The organism is Streptomyces sp. NPDC003035 (genome assembly GCF_042888285.1).
Taxonomy (GTDB): Bacteria; Actinomycetota; Actinomycetes; order Streptomycetales; family Streptomycetaceae; genus Streptomyces.
This window is the reverse complement of sequence record NZ_JBIAPJ010000005.1, coordinates 482,140-503,824: the sequence shown is the minus strand read 5'-3', so window position 1 is coordinate 503,824 and position 21,685 is coordinate 482,140. Positions and strand designations below refer to the sequence as shown.

20 protein-coding genes are annotated in these 21,685 nt (G+C 70.0%); 18 read left to right on the top strand and 2 right to left on the bottom strand.

The window, feature by feature from the left end; all coding sequences use genetic code 11:
* Positions 1-10: 10 nt before the first annotated feature.
* The gene (locus ACFYV5_RS19070; RefSeq protein ID WP_389169623.1) at positions 11-298 is read left to right on the top strand and encodes a DUF4031 domain-containing protein; all 288 of its coding nucleotides are present in this window, start codon (positions 11-13) and stop codon (positions 296-298) included.
* Positions 299-394: 96 nt separating this feature from the next.
* On the opposite strand, the gene ACFYV5_RS19065 is transcribed toward ACFYV5_RS19070, so the two are convergent.
* On the bottom strand, positions 395-1,597 hold the full coding sequence (locus ACFYV5_RS19065) for a Cmx/CmrA family chloramphenicol efflux MFS transporter (RefSeq protein ID WP_389169997.1): 1,203 nt from the start codon (positions 1,595-1,597) through the stop codon (positions 395-397).
* 273 nt (positions 1,598-1,870) lie between these two features.
* On the opposite strand from ACFYV5_RS19065, the gene ACFYV5_RS19060 reads away from it, so the two are divergent.
* A complete protein-coding gene (locus tag ACFYV5_RS19060; protein ID WP_389169619.1) occupies positions 1,871-3,535 on the top strand; it encodes an Eco57I restriction-modification methylase domain-containing protein in 1,665 nt (554 codons plus the stop codon).
* 50 nt (positions 3,536-3,585) lie between these two features.
* Positions 3,586-4,311 carry a PaeR7I family type II restriction endonuclease gene (locus ACFYV5_RS19055; RefSeq protein ID WP_389169615.1) on the top strand — a complete coding sequence of 242 codons (726 nt, stop codon included), beginning with the start codon at positions 3,586-3,588 and terminating at the stop codon, positions 4,309-4,311.
* Positions 4,312-4,344: 33 nt separating this feature from the next.
* On the opposite strand, the gene ACFYV5_RS19050 is transcribed toward ACFYV5_RS19055, so the two are convergent.
* Positions 4,345-4,995, bottom strand: a complete 651-nt coding sequence (locus tag ACFYV5_RS19050; RefSeq protein WP_389169613.1) for a hypothetical protein — start codon at positions 4,993-4,995, stop codon at positions 4,345-4,347.
* 120 nt (positions 4,996-5,115) lie between these two features.
* Between ACFYV5_RS19050 and ACFYV5_RS19045 the strand changes: the two genes are divergently transcribed.
* From ACFYV5_RS19045 to ACFYV5_RS18975, 15 genes are all read left to right on the top strand, one after another.
* Positions 5,116-6,549, top strand: a complete 1,434-nt coding sequence (locus ACFYV5_RS19045) for an MFS transporter (protein WP_389169610.1) — start codon at positions 5,116-5,118, stop codon at positions 6,547-6,549.
* Between the two features lie 98 nt (positions 6,550-6,647).
* A complete protein-coding gene (locus ACFYV5_RS19040; RefSeq protein WP_389169607.1) occupies positions 6,648-7,817 on the top strand; it encodes a trans-sulfuration enzyme family protein in 1,170 nt (389 codons plus the stop codon).
* 73 nt (positions 7,818-7,890) lie between these two features.
* Positions 7,891-8,406, top strand: coding sequence for a MaoC/PaaZ C-terminal domain-containing protein (locus ACFYV5_RS19035; RefSeq protein WP_389169604.1), 516 nt, complete (start codon positions 7,891-7,893; stop codon positions 8,404-8,406).
* 89 nt (positions 8,407-8,495) lie between these two features.
* Positions 8,496-9,353, top strand: coding sequence for an SAM-dependent methyltransferase (locus ACFYV5_RS19030; RefSeq protein ID WP_355104519.1), 858 nt, complete (start codon positions 8,496-8,498; stop codon positions 9,351-9,353).
* Complete coding sequence (locus tag ACFYV5_RS19025; protein ID WP_389169601.1) at positions 9,350-10,399, top strand: class I SAM-dependent methyltransferase; 1,050 nt, start codon at positions 9,350-9,352, stop codon at positions 10,397-10,399. Before ACFYV5_RS19030 ends, ACFYV5_RS19025 begins: the two co-directional genes overlap by 4 nt.
* A 161-nt stretch (positions 10,400-10,560) precedes the next feature.
* Entirely contained in the window at positions 10,561-11,454 is an 894-nt protein-coding gene (locus ACFYV5_RS19020) for a diiron oxygenase (RefSeq protein ID WP_355104523.1), read from the top strand.
* Positions 11,455-11,494: 40 nt separating this feature from the next.
* Positions 11,495-12,358, top strand: a complete 864-nt coding sequence (locus ACFYV5_RS19015) for a hypothetical protein (protein ID WP_389169597.1) — start codon at positions 11,495-11,497, stop codon at positions 12,356-12,358.
* A gap of 1 nt (position 12,359) precedes the next feature.
* The gene (gene acpS / locus ACFYV5_RS19010; protein ID WP_355104527.1) at positions 12,360-12,800 is read left to right on the top strand and encodes a holo-ACP synthase; all 441 of its coding nucleotides are present in this window, start codon (positions 12,360-12,362) and stop codon (positions 12,798-12,800) included.
* A gap of 13 nt (positions 12,801-12,813) precedes the next feature.
* Complete coding sequence (locus tag ACFYV5_RS19005) at positions 12,814-13,071, top strand: acyl carrier protein (RefSeq protein WP_355104529.1); 258 nt, start codon at positions 12,814-12,816, stop codon at positions 13,069-13,071.
* Complete coding sequence (metK, locus tag ACFYV5_RS19000) at positions 13,068-14,279, top strand: methionine adenosyltransferase (RefSeq protein WP_355104531.1); 1,212 nt, start codon at positions 13,068-13,070, stop codon at positions 14,277-14,279. The genes ACFYV5_RS19005 and metK overlap by 4 nt, the downstream gene beginning before the upstream one ends.
* Positions 14,280-14,281: 2 nt before the next feature.
* Positions 14,282-15,265 carry a carbohydrate kinase family protein gene (locus ACFYV5_RS18995; protein ID WP_389169592.1) on the top strand — a complete coding sequence of 328 codons (984 nt, stop codon included), beginning with the start codon at positions 14,282-14,284 and terminating at the stop codon, positions 15,263-15,265.
* Positions 15,262-18,735, top strand: coding sequence for a methionine synthase (gene metH, locus ACFYV5_RS18990; protein WP_389169590.1), 3,474 nt, complete (start codon positions 15,262-15,264; stop codon positions 18,733-18,735). Before ACFYV5_RS18995 ends, metH begins: the two co-directional genes overlap by 4 nt.
* On the top strand, positions 18,732-19,604 hold the full coding sequence (gene metF / locus ACFYV5_RS18985; protein WP_389169587.1) for a methylenetetrahydrofolate reductase [NAD(P)H]: 873 nt from the start codon (positions 18,732-18,734) through the stop codon (positions 19,602-19,604). Before metH ends, metF begins: the two co-directional genes overlap by 4 nt.
* A complete protein-coding gene (gene ahcY, locus ACFYV5_RS18980; protein WP_389169583.1) occupies positions 19,597-21,009 on the top strand; it encodes an adenosylhomocysteinase in 1,413 nt (470 codons plus the stop codon). Before metF ends, ahcY begins: the two co-directional genes overlap by 8 nt.
* Positions 21,009-21,674 carry a maleylpyruvate isomerase family mycothiol-dependent enzyme gene (locus tag ACFYV5_RS18975; RefSeq protein ID WP_389169580.1) on the top strand — a complete coding sequence of 222 codons (666 nt, stop codon included), beginning with the start codon at positions 21,009-21,011 and terminating at the stop codon, positions 21,672-21,674. The genes ahcY and ACFYV5_RS18975 overlap by 1 nt, the downstream gene beginning before the upstream one ends.
* The last annotated feature ends 11 nt before the right edge of the window (positions 21,675-21,685 follow it).

Sequence of the window (21,685 nt, the reverse complement as noted above, 5' to 3'; positions counted from 1 at the left end):
CGGGCCCGACGTGACGCTCTACATCGATCCGCCGACCTGGCCGGGCCACGGCCGGATGTGGTCGCACCTGGTCAGCGACGTCTCGCACGAGGAACTGCACGCCTTCGCCGCCGCCATCGGCTGCCCACCGCGCGCCTTCGAGCGCGACCACTACGACATCCCGTCGGACCGGTACGCGGACGCGGTGGCGGCGGGCGCGGTCGAGGTCGGCTCGAAGGAACTCGTACGGCGGATCACGGAGGCGGGGCTCCGGCGGCCGAAGTTCCCGCGGCGGGAGCCGGAGACCGACGTGCTCTAGCGGCAGCGGGCGGCAGTCCGACGCGCTCTGGCGGCCGGCTCGTGGCAGTCCGACGCGCTCTGGCGGCAGCGGGCGGAACGGGGAGACCGACGTCCGCTAACGGGACGACACGGCCTTCTCCGGCCGCGGGGTCGAGGAGGCCACCACCCGCGAGCGGGAGCGGTGCAGCCGCAGCGAGAGCGCGACCGTTCCCAGTGCCACCACCGTCATCGCCGCGCCCGCCCACGCCGTCGCGGCGAAGCCGAGGTCCGCGTCGATGACCGTGCCGCCGAACCAGGGGCCGGCCGTGTTGCCGAGGTTGAAGGCGGCGGTGGTCGTGGCGCCCGCGAGGGTCGGGGCGGCGCCGGCCACGTTGAACATGCGGGCGTTGAGGGCGGGCGCGGTGTAGAAGGCCGAGACGCCGAGGAGGAAGGAGAGGGCGACCACGGCGACCGGGCTGGAGGCGAAGAGGGCCAGGGCGGCGAGGAAGACCGTCGAGGCGGTGATGCCGCTGAGCAGGACCCCGAAGAGGTGCGCGTCGGCGACCCGGCCGCCGATCGTCGTACCGATCAGCGCGCCGATGCCGAAGAGGCCGAGGATCGCGGAGACCCAGCGGGTGTCGATCCCGGCGACGTCGGTGATGACCGGGGCGAGGTAGGAGAACGCGCAGAAGACGCCGCCCGCGGCGAGCGCGGTGATCACGACCGAGAGCAGGACCTGCCGGTCGCGGTAGATCACCAGCTCGCGCTTGAGGCGGGGCTTGGTCTCGGGCACCGGGATGTGCGGGATGCGGGTCACCACGCCGACGAGCGCGATGGCGGAGGCCACGCCGACCGCCCAGAACGCGGAGCGCCAGCCGAGGTGCTCGCCGAGGAAGGCGCCGGCGGGGACGCCGAGGACGTTGGCGATCGAGAGGCCGCCGATCATGACGGCCATGGCGCGGGCGCGCGAGCCGACGGGGACCATCGCGATGGCGACGGCGGCCCCGACCGCCCAGAAGCCGGCGCAGGCGAGCGCGCTCACGATGCGGGAGGCGAAGAGGACGGCGTAGTTCGGCGCGAGGGCGCCGGCGACCTGGCCGAGGCCGAAGAGGGTGATCAGGGTGACCAGGGTCGTCTTGCGGGGGAGCCGGAGGGTCGCGACGGCGAGGAGCGGGGCGCCGACGACCATGCCGATGGCGAAGGCGGAGATGAGGAGGCCGGCGCGGGGGATGGAGACGTTCATGTCGTCGGCGATGGGTGGGAGCAGGCCGGACAGCATGAATTCGCTCGTGCCGAGCGCGAAGACGGAGAGGCCGAGGATGTAGACGGCCAGGGGCATACGGGTGGGGGCGGCGGATTCGGGTGTGGTGCGCTCGGCGGAGGTTGACGGCATGACATGGGTCAACGGGTGGTTTGTGCCTGACATTCCCCCGGGCGCGCGCGTCTCGGCATCCGGACCGGTGGACGGCGATAAGTCGACTGCAGCCGCACGGGCAATGCCGTGTCCTCCCTCCGAGGCCGACGGCCGGAAGTTTAGGCGAGAAGGCGCTCGCGCGTGGCTACTTTGAGTAGTCGCGTGGGTGCGCCTTGCAGCCGCCCTATGCTTGGCGGCATGCTCTCACCCGCCGCTGTGGCACCGGCCGACCAAGAATGCCCTCCAAACCACGGGGCCGTCTTCACGCGCCGCTGGGTGGTCGAATTGATCCTGGACCTCTGCGAGTACGTTGCGGACCGAGACCTCACGAGAATCCGCGCCGTAGAGCCGGCGGCTGGAGCGGGTGCGTTTCTGACGGTAATGGTGGAGCGCCTGCTGCGATCGAGGAAGCTGCATGCTGGGATGCAAAGCTGGTCGGACCTGGCTCCATGTCTGCGAGCTTGGGACCTGCAGGAGAACCATGTCGCCTCGTGCCGCCTGGCCGTGACAGAGACTCTTCAGGCCGCTGGCTGTCCACGCGAGGAGGCCCGTGAGCTTGCTGAGGCCTGGGTGCAGCAGGGGGATTTCCTGCTCCTTGAGCATGAGGAGAAGTCTGCCGACCTTGTCGTGGGGAACCCTCCCTACATCCGCATCGAAGACCTCTCGCCGAAGGTCTTGGCTGCGTATCGGAAGGCGTGTCCCACTATGGCGGGGCGGGCTGACATCTACATCGGCTTCTTCGAGAAGGCGATGACACTGCTGAAGCCGGAATCGAAGCTCGGATTCATCTGCGCCGACCGGTGGATGAGGAACCAGTACGGTCGGCGACTGAGAGAGAAGATCGCCACTGAGGGTTACGCCGTGGATGTATCCCTGATCATGCATGACGTCCAGGCTTTCGATGAGTCTGTGAGCGCATACCCGGCCATCACTATCCTGCGTCGAGGAATCCAGGAGTCAGCGGTTCTCGGGAACGCCAGCGATGAGTTCGGCGAGTCGGCTGCACGCCGCTTCGCGTCATGGGCTATCGATTCCGAGGCCGTCGCGTGGACTGATCCCACCGTGACCGCGGCGAGGCTGCCGCACTGGCATGAAGGCGGGGATTCATGGCCGGAGGGTTCGCCTGCGCTCATCGCATGGCTGGAAGAACTGGCTGGCGCGCATCCTCCCCTCGAGGATGAGGAGACGGCGACCCGCATCAGTATTGGTGTGGCATCGGGCGCTGACCGGGTATATGTCACGACTGACAGCGAAGCTGCCGAGCCCGAGCGGATGCTACGGCTGTCCATGGCGTCGGACATCAAGTCGGGCAAGTTTGTCTGGGGAGGTCGCTACCTGGTCAATCCGTGGGACACCAACGGCCTGGTGGATCTTGCAGATTGGCCTCGGTTGCGTGGGTACCTGTCCCGCCATGGCGAGCAGGTACGCGGCCGGGCCATTGCCCGTAAGAACGAGGCAACCTGGTACCGGACGATCGACCGCGTTTCCATGTCCCTGACGGCACGGCCCATGCTGCTGTTGCAGGACATGAAGTCGCACATTCATCCAGTGCTGGCGCCGGCTGGGTACTACCCCCACCACAACCTGTACTACGTCACCTCGGACGTCTGGGACCTGGAAGTGCTCGGCGGGCTGTTGCTGAGCGAGGCAGTAGAGCGCCAAGTCGAGGCGTACTGCGTGAAGATGCGCGGAGGCACCATGCGCTTCCAGGCCCAGTACCTCCGCAGGGTGAGGGTTCCTCAGTTGTCCAGCTTGCCCGAGGAAGTTCGGGATGAATTGAGGCGATCCTTCCAACTGCGTGATCGCCAGAGGGCCAGTGCTGCCGCGCTGCGCGCATATGGGATTCTGGAGCTGCCACGGTAGTGGCGTGAGCCCGTGCACGAGGCTCTCGACGGAATCCTGGGGGGGGAAACGTGAACGAAGCGTCGCGGATGAAGGTCGACCGTGCCCTTCGCAGCTGGGTGGACACCCGATTCGCACAAGCGACGCGGTCTGCCGAGAGTGGGAACGCGCAGCAAGGAAACCGCTCGGCAGTCACTGGTGGGCAGCATCTGAACGGCGTTGATCTGCTTGTGCGCGAGGAGCTTGCCGCTGCATCGGCGACGGGCCTCATCTTCAAGACCGGTCGGCCGACCCTGCCGGGTTACTACAGGGCCACCAAGGCTTGGGACCTTGTGGTCTTCCAGGGCCCGGAGCCGATCCTCGCCATCGAGTACAAGTCGATGAAGGGCAGCGAGGGCAAGAACCTCAACAACCGAGCCGACGAGGTGTTCGGGGTGGCCGAGGATCTGCGGCAGGCGGAGAAGCACGGCCTGCTCCCGGCGACGATGCGGCGGGCCTACGTCTTCGTCATGGGTGTAACGGAGGAGAGTCTGGCGCCGAAGAAACTGCCAGGCGTCCTGGCCGGGAAGCCCGACGAGGCCTTTGAGGGCGCGTCCTACCTGCACAGAGCCGCCATCATGTGTGAGCGTATGCGCGAAACCGGCCTCTACCATCTGACGTGGGCCGTTGGGGTTCAGGAGAAGCCTTTCGAATGGCAGGAGCCGATGCCCTCCGTCGGCTGGGATGTGTTCGCCAAGGGCTTGCGTGACATGTTCGACGACGGTGTCGTCAAACCGCTGCCCAGGGAAGAGATCTGATCTGGTCCGGCGGTTCAGCGGCTGGTCTGGCTTTCAGGTGACGAGGGCCGACAGCTCCCGCTCCAGGTTCCGGCGCGCCTTCGTCTCCCAGTTCCGGGTCCCGTACGGGGTGCGGAACAACCTCGGCAGGGCGAGGAGCTGGCGCAGGACCGCTGCGCGGCCCTCGCGGAAGGTGTCGTCCGGGACGAAGGCGTACTCCTCGCGGACCGCCCGCGCATACCCCCCGTACGTATCCGCGTCCGTCGCCAGGATCGCGAGGTCCGCGTCGCAGAGCACCTCGCCGTCGAGGTCGCCCGCGGCCGGGTCGTGGGTGATCGTCAGGCGGACCAGGCGGGCGACCTCCGTGACCGCCTCCGGGGGCAGGCCGGCCTCGGTCAGGGCCTTCTCCGCCAGGGCCGCCGAGCGCTCCTCGTTCTCGGAGCGGTCCGGGCGGTAGACCGCGTCGTGGAACCAGGCGCCGAGGCGGGCCAGCTCCACGTCGCCGGCGTGCTCGGACAGTTCGTCGACGCGGTCGAGGACCGCCCGCAGGTGGGTGACCGTGTGGTACCTGCGCTGCGGCTCCGCCCAGCGGGCGAGGAGGTTCCGGCCGTACGGGACGGGGTCCGGGCCCTCGCGGCCGGCGCGCGCCGCGAGCAGGGTCGAGGTCCAGCGCCGGAGCAGTTCTTCTTCGCCGTCTGCGGTCATGCGGTCATTCTGCCTGCCCGAGCCCGCTCCTCACCTCACCCTTACATACCCCCCACGGGTATGCTACGGTGCTCCGCGAAGGTACCCCCCAGGGGTATGTACGAGAGAAGGAGCAGGGCAATGTCAACCGTCAACCCCCGGCGCTGGTGGGCACTTGTCGTGCTCGCGGCCGCCCAGTTCATGGTCATCATGGACACCTCGATCATCGGGGTCGCGCTCCCCGAGATGCAGAAGGACCTCGGCTTCACGCAGAGCGAGCTCTCGTGGATCTTCAACGCCTACGTCATCGTCTTCGGCGGGCTCCTGCTCCTCGGCGGCCGTCTCTCCGACCTCCTCGGAGCCCGCAAGATCTTCGTCTCCGGCTGGGCGATCATGATCGCCGGCTCGGTGGTCGCCGCCGCCGCGCAGACCGCCTGGGTGGAGATCGTCGGCCGCGCCGTCCAGGGCGTCGGCGGTGCGCTCATCGCCCCGTCCGCCATGACGCTGCTGATGATGCTCTTCATGCACGACCCGAAGGAGCTCGGCAAGGCGATGGCCCTCTACGGCGCCGCGGCCCCCGCCGGCGGCACCGCGGGCGTCTTCCTCGGTGGTGTCTTCACCGAGTGGATGAGCTGGCAGTGGGTCTTCATCATCTACATCCCGATCGGCCTCGCCACCCTCGCCGCGACCAAGCTGCTCCCGGCCGTCGAGTCCCGCCGCGGCTCCGTCGACATCCTCGGCGCCGTCGCCGTCACCGCCGGTCTCGCGCTCGCCGTGTTCGCCGTGGTCTGGGCCCCCGAGGTCGGCTGGGGTGCCACCGCCACCGTCCTGGAGCTGGTCGGCGCCGCCGCTCTCCTCATCCTCTTCTTCGTGATCCAGAAGTCGGTCCGCGAGCCGCTCATGCCGCTCAGCGTCTGGCGCGTCCCGCGCCTCGGCTCGGCCAACCTGGCGATGACGCTGCTCGGCGCCGCGTGGATCCCGATGTGGTACTTCCTCAACCTCTACCTGCAGCAGGTCCTCGGCTACGGCGCCTTCGCCTCCGGTGCGGCCCTGCTCCCGATGACCGTCCTGCTCATGATCTTCATGACGGCCATCACCGCCCGCCTCATGGGCAAGTTCGGTGCCAAGCCGCTGATCGCCGGCGGTCTGCTCGTCCTGGCGGCCGGGCTCGTCTGGCTGGCGGCCGTCCCGCCGACCGGCACCTTCCTGATCGACGTCCTGCCCGCCTCGCTGGTCGCCGCGCTCGGCATGTCCCTGGCCTACATCCCGGCGATGATCGCCGCGATGGCCGGCGCCCCGCAGGAGCAGGCCGGTCTCGCCTCCGGCATCGTCAACACCACCTACAACGTCGGCTCCGCGCTCGGTCTGGCCGCGCTGACCGCCGTCGCCATGTCCCAGGGCGCCGACAAGATCGGTGACCTGCCCGCCCTCACCGACGGCTTCTCGGCCGCCTTCATCGGCGCCGCGATCATCGCCGCGGTGGGCGGTGTCATCACGCTCCTCGTCATGAAGAGCGACACGTCCCTGGCCGCCGAGCCCGCCCCCGCTCCCCAGGGCGAGAAGGTCTCCGCCTGACGTGAGCACCCGCGTGCTTCCGAAGGGGCCGCCCGATGTCCGACCCGGACATCGGGCGGCCCCTTTTCCCGTATCCGAAGAGGAGAGAAGGGCCAGAGATGGACATCCGTACCCGGGCCGTGCACGTCGTCGACGAACCGCCGGAGGAGGGGAGCCGGCCGCTCTCCGTGCCGCTCGTGCAGTCCTCGGCCTTCGCCTTCGACTCGGCCGACGCGCTCGCCGAGGCGATGGCGGGACCCGACGGCCGGTACGTCTACAGCAGGCGCGGCAATCCCACCGTACGAGCCCTGGAGAAGACCCTGGCCGGGCTCGAGGGTGGCGCCTCGGCCCTCGCCTTCGCCTCCGGCATGGGAGCCATCAGCGGCGCCCTGCTCGCCCTGCTGCGGCCCGGCGACCGGGTGGTGGCGCAGCGGTGCCTGTACGGGGGTACGTACGCGGTCCTCGCCGATCTGTCCGAGCGGTACGGGATCGAGGTCACGTACATCTCCGGCGACGACGTGACCGAGTTCGAGGGGGCGGCCGTCGACGGAACCCGGCTCCTCGTCCTGGAGACCGTCGCCAATCCGACCGGCCAGGTGCCGGACCTGCCGGGCCTCTTGGCGGCGGCGCGGCGCCTCGGGGTCACCTCCCTGGTCGACAACTCGCTCGCCTCGCCCGTCCTCTGCCGCCCCCTGGAGCTCGGCGCCGACATCGTCGTCCACTCCACCACCAAGTACCTCTCCGGGCACTCGGACGTCCTCGGCGGCGCCGCGGTCTTCGCCGACGACGCGCTGCGGCGGGCGGTGTGGCCGCGGACGGTCGAACTGGGCGCCTGCGCCGACCCGTTCGCCGCCTGGCTGACCCTGCGCGGGCTGCAGACGCTGCCGCTGCGGATGCGCGAGCACTGCGCGAACGCCGCCGTGCTCGCCGAGCGGCTCGCCGCCCGCCCGGAGGTGGCGGCCGTCCACTATCCGTGGCTCGCGGGCCACCCCTCGTACGACACGGCCCGCAAGGTGCTCTCCGGGGGCGGCGGGCTGCTCTCCTTCGAGCTGTCGGGCGGCCGGGATGCGGGGCGTGGCTTCATCGAGCGGGTGCGGCTCGCCCGGCTCGCCCTGTCCCTCGGCGGGGTCGAGACCCTCGTGACCCATCCCGCGTCCACCTCCCACCGGGAGCTGGGCGAGGAGGCGCTGCGCGAGGCCGGGATAGGGGCCGGGCTTGTGCGCATGTCGGTCGGCATCGAGGACGTCGAGGACCTCTGGGACGACATCCTCCGCTCTCTTTTGGGTTGACAAAATAAATGGGCCATTCGTAGATTGGGTGATGCCAGGGAACGACCATCCTTTAGGTCAAGGGGGGCGCGTGATGCGCTACTTCGAGGACTTCCGGCCGGGCGACGTCCATGAACTGGGCACCGTCACCGTCACGACGGAGGCCGTGCTGGAGTTCGGCAGGCGCTTCGATCCGCAGCCCTTCCACACCGACCCCGGGCTCGCCGCCGACTCGCAGTTCGGCGGTCTGATCGCCAGCGGTTTCCACACCCAGGCGATGTTCATGCGGCGCTACGTGGACGGGCTGCTCGCCTACAGCGCCTGCATGGGCTCGCCCGGTATCGACGAGGTCCGCTATCTGCGGCCCGTACGGCCCGGGGACGTCCTCGCCGCCCGCGTGGAGATCCTTGGCTCCACCCCGTCGCCGTTCAACCCCGCCACGGGCACCGTCAAACCGCGGTGCACGCTCGTGGCCGCCGACGGGACGGCCGTGTTCAGCATGATCCTGCACAGCATCTTCCGGCGCCGTCCCGCCGGATCCGAGGCCGGCCATCTGTCGTCGATGCCCGCGGCCGAGGACCCCGTCGCCTGTGCGCGCGTCAGTGCCTGAGCACGGCCGTCCGTATCTCTCCATCACATGAAGCGCCATCACATGAAGCGCCATCACATGAGGCGCCATCACACGAAGGGGGACCTCCTGTGGAGGCCGTATCCCGCACCGCCCAGTGGACCGCCGCAGCGCGCGCCCTGGAGACCGAGCGCGAGGACCGGCTGTTCGCCGATCCCTACGCGCGCACCGTCGCCGACGAGATCGGCTTCGAACTGCTCGAGCGCTACGCCGGGGCCGGCACCGTGCCGTTCCTCGCCATCCGCACCACCTACCTGGACCGGGCCATCGTCAAGGCGGTCGAGGAGCGCGGCATCCGCCAGGTCGTCTTCCTCGCCGCCGGCATGGACACCCGCTTCTTCCGCCTGCCCTGGCCCGACGGCGTGACCGTCTACGAGCTCGACCGCCCGGCGCTCCTGGAGGCCAAGGCGAAGATGCTCGCCGACGAGCCCCTGCCGGCCGGCCGCACCCGGATCACCGTGCCGGTCGACCTCACCCAGGACTGGACCGGCCCCCTGAAGGAGGCCGGCTGGAAGAGCGACGAGCCCGTCCTGTGGGTGGTCGAGGGGTTGCTGTTCTTCCTGCCCGAGCAGGCCGTACGGACCCTCATCTCGACGCTCTCCGCCCACGCGGCGCCCGGCTCCGTGCTGCTCGGCGACGTCATCTCCCGGGCCGCCCTGGAGAACCCGCTCTCCCGCCCGTTCCTCAACGCGCTGAGGGAGGACGGCAACCCGTGGCTCTTCGGCACCGAGGAGCCCGAGGCGCTGCTCGCCGCCTGCGGCTGGGACGTGACCGAGGTCAAGCAGCCCGGTGAGGAGGGCGCCGACTTCGACCGCTGGCCCTACCCGGTCCCGCCGCGCAACGTGCCGCGCGTGCCGAGGTCCTTCCTGTTCACCTGCGACCTGCCGGGTTCGAACCGGCCTACGTACGAGGAGGGGAAGGCCGCATGAGCGCCGGCGCCCACGACTTCCACCAGAAGGTCATCACCGACGCCGGCGCCGCCGTCCGCGGGCTGACCGTCGCCCTCGGCGAGCGGCTCGGGCTGTACAAGGCCCTGGCCGAGTCCGGCCCGCTCACCGCCGAGCAGCTCGCCGGGAAGACCGGCACCAACCCCCGCTACATCGAGGAGTGGCTGCACGCCCAGCTCTCCGCCGGGTACGTCGAGCGCCACCCGAGCTCGCTCACGTACACGCTCCCCGCCGACCACGTCGAGGTCCTCGCCGACCCGAAGGCCGTCACCTTCGCCGCCGGGTTCTTCACCGCGCTCAAGGCGCTGTACGCCACCGAGGACCTGCTCGTCGAGGCGTACCGCACCGGCGACGGCGTCGGCTGGGCCGAGCACGACGCGGCCCTCGACACCGGCATGGGCTCCTTCTTCCAGCCCACGTACGAGCACAAGCTCGTACCGGACTGGCTGCCGTCCCTGCACCAGGTCACGGACAAACTGCGCGGCGGCGGCACCGTCGCCGACGTCGGCTGCGGCGTCGGCCACACCACGCTGCTGATCGCCAAGGCGTTCCCCGAGGCCACGGTCCACGGCTTCGACTACTCCGAAGAGGCCATCTCCATCGCCCGGCAGCTCGCCGAGGAGGCCGGCCTCTCCCACCGGGTCGTCTTCGAGGTCGCCTCCGCCGACGACTACCCCGGCACCGGCTACGACCTGGTCTGCTTCTTCAACGCCCTGCACGACATGGGCGACCCGGTCGCCGCCGCGCAGCACGTGCACAAGTCCCTGGACGCGGACGGCACCTGGATGCTCGTCGAGTCGAACGTCTCGCCCGCCGACATCGACACCAACACGCCCGCCGCGCGCATGTTCATGGCCCTGTCCGCCGTGATGTGCCTGCCCGTCGCGGTCGCCCAGCGCGGCCCGCACGCGCTCGGCAACCACTCCGGCGAGAAGGCCTTCCGCGCCATCGCCGAGGAGGCCGGCTTCACCCGCTGGCGGCGCGCCACCGAGACCCCGGTCAACGCGGTCTACGAAGTCCGGCCCTGACGCCCCGCATGCCCGATGGCGAGTGAGCCGAAGGGCGCCGCGGGTGTCGAAAGGGAGAGCGCGCGGAGGTCCCGAGGAACGAGGGACCGAGCACGGTCGACCGTCGACGCACGCAACAGGGCGCCCGGAGGCGAACCGAGCCCCAAAACAGAGGAGTAGAGATGGGTGTCAGCGCCCCGCTGCCCGTTACCGACCGGTTCATGGAAGTCCTGGAGCGGCTCAGTTCCCGCTCCATCGAGGAGTACTACAACCCCTACCAGCAGTTCGACTGGCCCGACCAGCTGGAGGAGAAGCAGCTGTGGATGACGCCGGAGCTGCTCACCGTCTACGGCACGCCGTACTACGACGAGCTCGGTGAGGAGACGATCCAGAAGCTCTCCAAGTGGGAGTCGATCAACTTCTACAGCCTCAACGTGCACGGCATCCGCGAGCTGCTCATCGAGGTCGTCGGCCGCATCCACATGCCCGGCTTCGAGGTTCCCTCGGACTTCTTCCACCACTTCATCGGCGAAGAGAACGAACACATGTGGTTCTTCGCCGAGTTCTGCCGCCGCTACGGCAACAAGATCTACGGCTCCACCGCGATGCGCGCCGACTCCGCCTGGGAGCCGGAGGTGGAGAACTTCCTCGTCTTCGCCCGCATCCTGTTCTTCGAGGAGCTGGTCGACCACTACAACATGCGCATGGCCCAGGACGACTCCCTGTGCCACACCATCCGCGAGGTCAACCGCATCCACCACCAGGACGAGTCCCGCCACATCGCCTTCGGCCGTGAGCTCGTCTCGCTGCTGTTCAGCCGGATGCGCGAGGCGGTCCCCGCCGCGCGGGTCGCCGAGGTCGAGGCGTATCTGAAGCGGTACGTCGTCTACAGCGTCAACTCCCTCTACAACCCGCACGTCTACCGCGACGCCGGCGTCGCCGACCCGCTGGCCCTGCGCAACGCGCTGGTCGCCGACGAGCGCCGTCGCCCGTTCGAGCGCAAGGCGATCCGCAAGCCGCTCGCCTTCTTCCTGAAGACCGGGATCTTCTCCGACGACGTCCTGCCCGTCGTCTGAGGGCACCCGATCGACAGATCACCCGAGAGGTGAACAGACCATGACCGTGACGACCCCCGCGAGCGTCGGGGTCCCCGGGGAGACCAGGGGACTGCCGTCCCTGGGCCCCGAGGCGACCGCGCTGCTGCGGCTCCTCGACGACACCTTCGAGAGCTGGGGAGTGAGCGCGGGCGCCCGCCCGATGACCATGCCCCCGCTGCTGCCGGCCGCCGACCTGGCCCGGCTCGACTACTACGACAACTTCCCCCACCAGGCCGTCGTCGCCGCCCCGCTGAACCTGGAGCGCCGCGAGACCTCGACCTTCTGTACCGACACCGGCTGCTTTCCGTGCGACGCGCTCGAACCCGCCGCGCTCGGACTGCCCTCGGCGTCCTGCTACGCCGTCTACCTCGACCACCAGGGCCGGCAGGTGGCCGACGACACGCTGGTGACCATCTGCTCCTGGTGCTTCCGCAAGGAGACCCACTACGAAGGCATGCGGCGCCAGCTCGGCTTCCGTATGCGGGAGGTCGTCGCCATCGGCGCGCGCGAGCACGCCGAGACGCATCTCGCCGACTTCACCGACCGGATCCACTCCTTCGCCGCGGCGCTCGACCTGCCGCTGCGCCGGGAGGCGGCCTGCGACCCGTTCTTCGACAAGGGCGGCTCCAAGGCGGTGCTCCAGCGCCTCACCCCGGTGAAGCACGAGTTCCTGTACGAGGACCTGGCGATCGCCTCGGTCAACACGCACCGGAACTTCTTCGGCGAGCGCTGCGCCATCACGCTGGCGTCGACCGGCGGGCCCGCGTTCACCAGCTGCGTCGCCTTCGGCCTGGAGCGCTGGCTGTCCGCGCTGACCCGCCGCCACGGCAGCTGGGACGCGGCCACCCAGGCGGTACGGGACGCGGCCGGGCCGGTGATCTGACGTGCCGGCCCGACCCGTCGCCCCGCCGGCGGGCGGCCTGGGCTGGGCGAACCTCGGCATGGACATCGTGTCCGTCAACCGTGTCCGCGCACTCCTCGCCCAGTACGGCGAGGTGTTCTTCGAGCGGATGCTCACCCCCGGCGAACTCGCCGACTGCCGTACCTCCACCGGGCTCGACGTGCTGAGTCTGTGCGGACGGATCGCGGCCAAGGAAGCGGCCTTCAAGACCCTCCGGGTCCGGGGCAGGTTCCTGCCCTGGTCCGACATCGTCGTACGGCGCTCCGAGGGCGGCTGGCCCCTGGTGGAACTGCACCGGTCGGCCGCCGAGATGGCCGCGGGGTCCGGCATCACCGAGATCACCGTGTCCATCAGCCACGACGTGGACTACGCGGTGGCGGTGGCCGCCCCCATCATCGCCCCCACTTCCCTCCCCAACAGCTAGAAGGAGAAGCACCATGGCCGACGGCCTGCAGCAGGTGAAGAACTGGATCCTCGAGCGTCACCCCGAGCGCGAGGACATCGCGTCCGACCTCGACCTGATCGAGAACCGCCTCATCGACTCGCTGTCCTTCGTCGAGTTCGTCTTCCTGCTGGAGCAGGAGAGCGGCCGGTCCATCCAGATGGAGACGCTGGAGGTCGACGAGATCCGGACGCTCGACGCCATCGGCACCCACTTCTTCGCGGACACGCGTGCGGAGGTGGGCCAGGCATGAGCAGCCGGCGCCTGTTCACCTCGGAGTCCGTGACCGAGGGGCATCCCGACAAGATCGCCGACCGGATCAGCGACACCATCCTCGACGCGCTGCTCGCCGACGACCCGGGCGCGCGCGTCGCGGTGGAGACCCTGCTGACCACGGGTCTGGTGCACGTGGCGGGCGAGGTGACCACCACCGCGTACGCCCCGATAGCGAAGCTGGTGCGCGAGGCGATCCTCGACATCGGCTACGACTCCTCCGCGAAGGGCTTCGACGGCGCCTCCTGTGGTGTCTCGGTGTCCATCGGCGCCCAGTCGCCGGACATCGCGCAGGGTGTGGACACGGCGTACGAGACCCGGGTCGAGGGCGGTTCGCAGGAGCTGGACGCCCAGGGCGCCGGCGACCAGGGCCTGATGTTCGGCTACGCCTGCGACGACACGGCCGAGCTGATGCCGCTGCCGATCGCGCTGGCTCACCGGCTGGCGCGCCGGCTGACCGAGGTCCGCAAGAACGGGACCGTCCCGTATCTGCGGCCCGACGGCAAGACGCAGGTCACCATCGAGTACGACGGCGACCGGCCGGTCCGTCTGGACACGGTGGTGGTGTCGTCGCAGCACGCGGCGGACATCAGCGTCGAGGGACTGCTGGCCCCGGACATCCGGGAGTTCGTCGTCGAGGCGGAGCTGAAGGCGCTCGCCGAGGAGGGCGTCAACCTGGAGTCCGACGGCTACCGGCTGCTCGTGAACCCGACGGGGCGTTTCGAGGTCGGCGGTCCGATGGGCGACGCCGGTCTGACCGGCCGGAAGATCATCATCGACACCTATGGCGGCATGGCCCGCCACGGCGGCGGCGCGTTCTCCGGCAAGGACCCGTCCAAGGTGGACCGCAGCGCGGCCTACGCGATGCGCTGGGTCGCCAAGAACGTCGTCGCGGCGGGCCTGGCCCGGCGCTGCGAGGTGCAGGTCGCGTACGCGATCGGCAAGGCGGAGCCGGTGGGCCTGTTCGTGGAGACCTTCGGCACGGGCACGCTGCCCGACGAGAGGATCCAGGACGCCGTGTCGGAGGTCTTCGACCTGCGGCCGGCCGCGATCATCCGCGACCTGGACCTGAAGCGGCCGATCTACGCGCAGACGGCGGCGTACGGCCACTTCGGCCGCGAGCTCCCCGACTTCACCTGGGAGCGCACGGACCGGGTGGAGGCCCTGAAGAAGGCAGCGGGGGTTTAGAAGTGCGTATCGCTGTCACGGGATCCATCGCGACCGACCATCTGATGACCTTCCCCGGCTGGTTCAGCGAGCAGCTGCTCGCCGACCGGCTGGACCGGGTCTCCCTGTCGTTCCTCGCCGACAACCTGGAGGTCAGGCGCGGCGGAGTGGCAGCGAACATCGCCTTCGGGCTCGGCGTCCTCGGACTGCGCCCGGTCCTCGTGGGCGCGGTCGGCGCCGACTTCGAGCCGTACCGGGTCTGGCTGAAGGACCACGGTGTGGACACCGACTCGGTGCGCGTCAGCGAGTCGCTCCACACCGCCCGGTTCGTCTGTACCACCGACCGGGCGCAGAACCAGATCGCCACCTTCTACGCCGGAGCGATGGCCGAGGCCCGCGCGATCGATCTGCGGGAGGTCGTGGCCCGGTCCGGGCGCCTCGACCTGGTCCTGGTCTCCCCGGACGATCCCGAGGCCATGCTCCGGCACACCCGTACCTGCCGCGCGCTCGGGATCCCGTTCGCCGCCGACCCGTCGCAGCAGCTGGCGCGGCTCGGCCGGGACGAGGTGCGGCAGCTGGTGGACGGCGCGCGGTGGTTGTTCTCCAACGAGTACGAGACGGCCCTCCTCGGCGAGAGGTCGGGCTGGTCGGAGGCGGAGATCCTGCGCCGCGTCGGCGCCTGGGTCACCACCCACGGCGAGGCCGGTGTCCGCATCCGCGGCGAGGGCCGGGACACCCTGGCCGTGCCGGCCGTGGCGGTGCCGGGGGTCGTCGACCCGACCGGCGTCGGGGACGCCTTCCGGGCCGGTTTCCTCGCCGGTACGGCGTGGGGCGTGCCGGAGCGGTGCGCGGCGCAGCTGGGCTGCGCGGTCGCCGCCACCGTCCTCGACTACGTGGGCACGCAGGAGTACCGGCTGCACCGGGAGTCGCTCCTGGACCGGATCAGGACGACGTACGGCATCGGCTGCACGGCCGAGCTGCTCGCTCATCTCAGGGGGTTGTCATGAGACGGTCGGCGCGCGGATCGCTGCGGGACGAGTTCACCACCCGGGTCGTCGTGGCCGACGGGGCGATGGGCACCATGCTCCAGGCCGCCGACCCGACGATGGAGGACTTCGAGAACCTGGAGGGCTGCAACGAGATCCTGAACGTCACGCGGCCGGACATCGTCGCCTCCGTCCACGACGCCTACTTCGCCGTCGGCGTGGACTGCGTCGAGACGAACACCTTCGGAGCCAATCTGGCGGCGCTGGGGGAGTACGGCATCGAGAACCGCGTGTACGAGCTGTCCGAGGCCGGCGCCCGGATCGCCCGTAACACCGCCGACGCCCACACGGCGCGGGACGGCCGGCCCCGCTGGGTCCTCGGCTCCATGGGCCCCGGCACGAAGCTGCCGACCCTGGGACACATCACGTACGAGCCGCTGCGGGACGCGTACCAGCAGAACGCCGAGGGGCTGCTCAGGGGCGGCGCCGACGCCCTGCTGATCGAGACCTCGCAGGACCTGCTCCAGACGAAGGCCGCCGTCGTCGGCGCCCGTCGCGCCCTGGAGTGGTGCGGGCTCGACCTGCCGCTGATCGTGCAGGTGACGGTGGAGACGACGGGGACGATGCTGCTCGGCTCGGAGATCGGGGCGGCGCTCACCGCCCTGGAGCCGCTCGGCATCGACATGATCGGGCTGAACTGCGCCACCGGCCCGGCGGAGATGGCCGAGCACCTGCGGTACCTGTCGAGGCACGCCGGGATCCCGGTGTCGGTCATGCCCAACGCCGGTCTCCCCGTGCTCACCTCGGACGGCGCCCACTATCCGCTGTCGCCGGACGAACTCGCGGACGCCCAGGAGCGTTTCGTACGGGAGTACGGCCCCGCGCTCGTCGGCGGCTGCTGCGGTACGACTCCGGAGCATCTGCGCCGGATCGTGGAGCGGGTCCGGGGCGCGGCCGTGCCGGCCCGTGCACCGGTCACGGAACCGGGCGCCTCCTCCCTCTACAGCCATGTGCCCTTCCGCCAGGACACGTCGTACCTGGCGATCGGTGAGCGGACGAACGCCAACGGTTCGAAGAAGTTCCGCGACGCCATGCTGGACGGCCGCTGGGACGACTGCGTCGAGATGGCCCGCGACCAGATCCGCGAGGGCGCGCACATGCTCGACCTGTGCGTGGACTACGTCGGCCGGGACGGGACGGCCGACATGGCCGAGCTGGCCGGCCGCTTCGCCACCGCTTCCACGCTGCCGATCGTGCTGGACTCCACCGAGGTGGCAGTGCTGCGCGCCGGGCTGGAGAAGCTGGGCGGGCGGGCCGTGATCAACTCGGTCAACTACGAGGACGGCGACGGCCCCGAGTCGAGGTTCGCGCAGGTCACGGCGCTCGCGAAGGAGCACGGCGCCGCGCTGATGGCGCTGACGATCGACGAGGAGGGTCAGGCGCGGACGGTGGAGGCGAAGGTCGCCGTCGCCGAGCGGATCATCGCCGATCTGACGGAGAAGTGGGGGATCAGGGACTCGGACATCCTGATCGACACCCTCACCTTCACCATCTGCACCGGGCAGGAGGAGTCCCGGCGCGACGGTGTCCACACCATCGAGGCGATCAGGGAGCTCAAGCGCCGTCACCCGGACGTCCAGACGACGCTGGGCCTGTCCAACATCTCCTTCGGGCTCAACCCGGCCGCGCGGATCGTTCTGAACTCCGTCTTCCTCGACGAGTGCGTGAAGGCGGGGCTCGACTCGGCGATCGTGCACGCCTCGAAGATCCTGCCGATCGCCCGCCTGGAACCGGAGCAGGTCGAGGTGGCGCTCGATCTGATCCACGACCGGCGCTCCGAGGGCTACGACCCGCTCCAGCGCTTCCTGGAGATGTTCGAGGGCGCGACGGCGAAGTCCCTGAAGGCCGGGAAGGCCGAGGAACTGCTCGCGCTCCCGCTGGAGGAGCGGCTGAAGCGCCGGATCGTCGACGGCGAGAAGAACGGCCTGGAGGCGGATCTCGACGCCGCGCTGGCCGGGCGTCCCGCCCTGGAGATCGTCAACGACATCCTGCTGGACGGGATGAAGACGGTCGGTGAGCTGTTCGGCTCCGGCCAGATGCAGCTGCCGTTCGTGCTCCAGTCCGCCGAGGTCATGAAGACGGCGGTGGCCCATCTGGAGCCGCACATGGAGAAGGTCGAGGGCGAGGAGGGCAAGGGCACCATCGTCCTGGCCACCGTGCGCGGAGACGTCCACGACATCGGCAAGAACCTCGTCGACATCATCCTCTCCAACAACGGCTACAACGTCGTCAACATCGGCATCAAGCAGCCGGTGTCGGCGATCCTGGAGGCCGCGGAGGAGCACCGCGCCGACGTCATCGGCATGTCGGGCCTGCTGGTCAAGTCCACGGTGATCATGAAGGAGAACCTGGAGGAGCTGAACCAGCGCGGCCTGGCCGCCGACTTCCCGGTCATCCTGGGCGGCGCCGCCCTCACCCGGGCGTACGTCGAGCAGGACCTGCACGAGATCTACCAGGGCGAGGTCCGCTACGCCCGCGACGCCTTCGAGGGCCTGCGCCTGATGGACGCGCTGATGGGGGTCAAGCGGGGTGTGCCCGGGGCCGTGCTCCCGGAGCTGAAGCAGCGCCGGGTGCCCAAGCGCGAGACGCCGCTGCTTGAGGTACGGGAGCCGGAGCCGGCCGGCCGCTCGGACGTGGCCGCCGACAATCCCGTACCGGAGCCGCCGTTCCTCGGCACCCGGGTCGTCAAGGGCATCCAGCTCGCCGAGTACGCCTCCTGGCTCGACGAGGGTGCCCTGTTCAAGGGCCAGTGGGGCCTGAAGGACGCCGACACGATCGAGTCGGAGGGCCGGCCGCGGTTGCGCGGCTGGATCGACCGGCTGCAGACCGACCAGCTCCTCGAAGCGGCCGTCGTGCACGGCTACTTCCCCTGTGTGTCCAAGGGCGACGACCTGATCGTCCTGGACGAGGACGGAGGCGAGCGGACCCGCTTCTCCTTCCCCCGCCAACAGCGGGGCCGCCGCCTCTGCCTGGCCGACTTCTTCCGCGCCGAGGACTCGGGCGAGGTGGACGTGCTCGCGCTCCAGGTCGTCACGGTCGGCTCGCGGATCGGCGAGGAGACGGCCCGGCTCTTCGCCGCCGACCGCTACCGCGACTACCTCGAACTGCACGGCCTGTCCGTGCAGCTGGCCGAGGCCCTGGCCGAGTACTGGCACGGGCGGGTGCGCGCGGAGTGGGGCATCGCGGGCGCCTCGGAACCGGCGGGCATCGAGGGGATGCTGCGCACCGAGTACCAGGGCTGCCGGTACTCCCTCGGCTACCCGGCCTGCCCCGACCTGGAGGACCGGGCGAAGATCGCCGAGCTGCTGCGGCCGGAGCGGATCGGCGTCGAGCTCTCGGAGGAGTACCAGCTGCACCCCGAGCAGTCGACGGACGCGATCGTCGTCCACCACCCCGAGGCGAGCTACTTCAACGCGGGAGGCCGACGGTGAGCCGTGTGGGAGACCCCACCTTCTCCTTCGAGTTCTTCCCGCCGAAGAGCGAGCGCGGGGAGACGGTGCTGTGGGACGCGATCCGGCGGGTGGAGGCGCTCGCGCCGGACTTCGTCTCCGTGACGTACGGTGCCGGCGGCTCGTCGCGGGACCGGACCATCGACGTCACGAAGCGGATCGTCACCGAGACGACGCTGCGCCCGGTCGCGCACCTCACGGCCGTCGGCCACTCGGTGGCCGAACTGCGGGCCATCATCGGCGCGTACGCGGACGCGGGGGTACGGGACGTGCTCGTGCTGCGCGGCGACCCTCCGGGCGACCCGCGCGGGCCCTGGACCCCGCACCCGTACGGCTTCACCTACGCGTACGAACTGGTCGTGCTGGTCCGCTCGTTGGGCGACTTCCGGATCGGGGTGGCCGCCTTCCCGGAGGGCCACCCGCGGTCGGGTTCGCCGGCCGAGGACATCCGCCACTTCGTGGCGAAGTGCGAGGCCGGTGCCGACTACGCCATCACGCAGATGTTCTTCGACCCGGAGGACTACCTGCGGCTACGGGACCGGGTGGCCGCCGCCGGCTGCGACACCCCGATCATCCCGGAGATCATGCCCGCGACCGACGTCCGCCAGATCCGCAGGTTCGCGGAGCTGAGCGACGCCGCGTTCCCGGAGGACCTGGCGCACCGCCTGGAGGCGGCGAAGGACGACCCTGCGACCGCGTACCAGATCGGTGTCGAGCACGCGACGGCGATGGGCCTGCGGCTGCTGGACGAGGGCGCGCCGGGCCTGCACTACATCACGTTGAACAAGTCCACGGCGGCACGGGAAATCCACCGAACGATTCGAGCTTCAAGGAGCGTTGTCCATGTCTGAGGTCACCGAGTTCACGGACTACAAGGTCGCCGACATCGGCCTGGCGGAGTTCGGCCGCAAGGAGATCACGCTGGCCGAGCACGAGATGCCGGGCCTGATGGCGATCAGGAGGGAGTACGCGGCCTCCCAGCCGCTGGCGGGTGCCCGGATCACCGGCTCCCTGCACATGACCGTGCAGACGGCCGTCCTGATCGAGACGCTCGTCGCGCTCGGCGCGCAGGTGCGGTGGGTGTCGTGCAACATCTACTCGACCCAGGACCACGCGGCTGCCGCGGTCGCCGCCGCGGGCATCCCGGTCTTCGCCTGGAAGGGCGAGACCCTGGAGGAGTACTGGTGGTGCACGGAGCAGGCCCTTACGTGGCCGAATGCTGTGGGTCCCAACATGATCCTGGACGACGGCGGTGACGCCACCCTCCTCGTCCACAAGGGTGTGGAGTACCAGAAGGCGGGCGCCGTGCCCGACCCGTCGACGGCCGAGAACGACGAGCACCGCGTGATCCTGGAGCTGCTGCGGAACACGACCCTGGACTGGGCGGCGCTCGCGTCCGAGATCCGCGGCGTGACGGAGGAGACCACGACCGGTGTCCACCGCCTGTACGAGATGCACCGCGAGGGCGCGCTGCTCTTCCCGGCGATCAACGTGAACGACGCCGTGACGAAGTCGAAGTTCGACAACAAGTACGGCTGCCGCCACTCCCTGATCGACGGCATCAACCGGGCGACGGACGTGCTGATCGGCGGCAAGACGGCCGTGGTCTGCGGGTACGGCGACGTCGGCAAGGGCTCGGCGGAGTCGCTGCGCGGCCAGGGCGCGCGGGTGATCGTCACGGAGATCGACCCGATCTGCGCGCTGCAGGCGGCGATGGACGGCTACCAGGTCGCGACCCTGGAGGATGTGGTGGAGACGGCGGACATCTTCATCACGACGACCGGGAACAAGGACATCATCATGGCGTCGGACATCGCCAGGATGAAGCACCAGGCCATCGTCGGGAACATCGGCCACTTCGACAACGAGATCGACATGGCGGGACTCGCGCGGATCCCGGGGATCGTGAAGGACGAGGTCAAGCCGCAGGTCCACACCTGGACCTTCCCGGACGGGAAGGTCGTCATCGTCCTGTCCGAGGGCCGGCTGCTGAACCTGGGCAACGCGACCGGGCACCCGTCCTTCGTGATGTCGAACTCCTTCGCGGACCAGACCCTGGCCCAGATCGAGCTCTTCACCAAGCCGGAGCAGTACCCGACCGACGTCTACGTGCTGCCCAAGCACCTCGACGAGAAGGTCGCCCGCCTCCACCTCGACGCCCTCGGCGTGAAGCTGACCGAGCTGCGCCCGGAGCAGGCGTCGTACATCGGGGTCCCGGTGGAGGGCCCGTACAAGCCGGACCACTACCGCTACTGATGTGTACCGCCGATGTGCGTGATCCCTGGCTCCCGGACCGCTTGCTGCGGACGGAGCGGGACGCGCTGATGCCCCTGCTGCGGCGCACGCCGGAGGCGTCGTTCGACCTGCGCACCGCCTGCCCGGGCTGGACGGCCCGGCAGGTGCTCGCGCACTGCGCGGCGGCCCTCGTCAGGATCGTCGAGGGCCGTCTGGAGGAGGGTGTCTTCCTGCCGGAGGCCAACGCGGTCGACGTCGCCGAGCGGGAGTCCTGGCCGCTCGCCCGGATCCTCGACGAACTGGAGCGCGGCTTCACGGAGGCCGGCCCGGTGATCGCGGAGACGGCCGACGGCACGCTGGACGCGGTAGCGCTGGGGGAGTGGGTCCACGCCGGAGACGTACGGGAGGCCTTCGGCGAACCCGGCGCGTACTGCGGGGCCAGCCTGGAGCTCGCCCTCCCGCTCCTGTCGGTCACGAGCCGCAGACGGGAGACCCCGGCGCTCGTGGCCGTCCTTCGGGACCACCCGGACCCCGTCTCCCTCGGCAACGCGATCGCCGGCCGCCCCCCGGCCCGCTACGAGGGCGACGCACCGACCCTGATCCGCCTCTACTCGGGCCGGCCCCTGGTCCGCACGCGCTACACCCTGACGGGCGCGACGGAGCAGGAACTCCTCATCTACCGCTGAGCACGGCCCGG

Bases quoted from the DNA above. Each gene is read 5' to 3' on its own strand.
- ACFYV5_RS19065 (WP_389169997.1), bottom strand. From the start codon at position 1,597: ATGCCCCTGGCCGTCTACATCCTCGGCCTCTCCGTCTTCGCGCTCGGC.
- ACFYV5_RS19060 (WP_389169619.1), top strand. From the start codon at position 1,871: ATGCTCTCACCCGCCGCTGTGGCACCGGCCGACCAAGAATGCCCTCCA.
- ACFYV5_RS19050 (WP_389169613.1), bottom strand. From the start codon at position 4,995: ATGACCGCAGACGGCGAAGAAGAACTGCTCCGGCGCTGGACCTCGACC.
- ACFYV5_RS19045 (WP_389169610.1), top strand. From the start codon at position 5,116: ATGTCAACCGTCAACCCCCGGCGCTGGTGGGCACTTGTCGTGCTCGCG.
- ACFYV5_RS19040 (WP_389169607.1), top strand. From the start codon at position 6,648: ATGGACATCCGTACCCGGGCCGTGCACGTCGTCGACGAACCGCCGGAG.
- ACFYV5_RS19035 (WP_389169604.1), top strand. From the start codon at position 7,891: ATGCGCTACTTCGAGGACTTCCGGCCGGGCGACGTCCATGAACTGGGC.
- ACFYV5_RS19025 (WP_389169601.1), top strand. From the start codon at position 9,350: ATGAGCGCCGGCGCCCACGACTTCCACCAGAAGGTCATCACCGACGCC.
- ACFYV5_RS19020 (WP_355104523.1), top strand. From the start codon at position 10,561: ATGGGTGTCAGCGCCCCGCTGCCCGTTACCGACCGGTTCATGGAAGTC.
- ACFYV5_RS19015 (WP_389169597.1), top strand. From the start codon at position 11,495: ATGACCGTGACGACCCCCGCGAGCGTCGGGGTCCCCGGGGAGACCAGG.
- ACFYV5_RS19005 (WP_355104529.1), top strand. From the start codon at position 12,814: ATGGCCGACGGCCTGCAGCAGGTGAAGAACTGGATCCTCGAGCGTCAC.
- metK (WP_355104531.1), top strand. From the start codon at position 13,068: ATGAGCAGCCGGCGCCTGTTCACCTCGGAGTCCGTGACCGAGGGGCAT.
- metH (WP_389169590.1), top strand. From the start codon at position 15,262: ATGAGACGGTCGGCGCGCGGATCGCTGCGGGACGAGTTCACCACCCGG.
- ahcY (WP_389169583.1), top strand. From the start codon at position 19,597: ATGTCTGAGGTCACCGAGTTCACGGACTACAAGGTCGCCGACATCGGC.
- ACFYV5_RS18975 (WP_389169580.1), top strand. From the start codon at position 21,009: ATGTGTACCGCCGATGTGCGTGATCCCTGGCTCCCGGACCGCTTGCTG.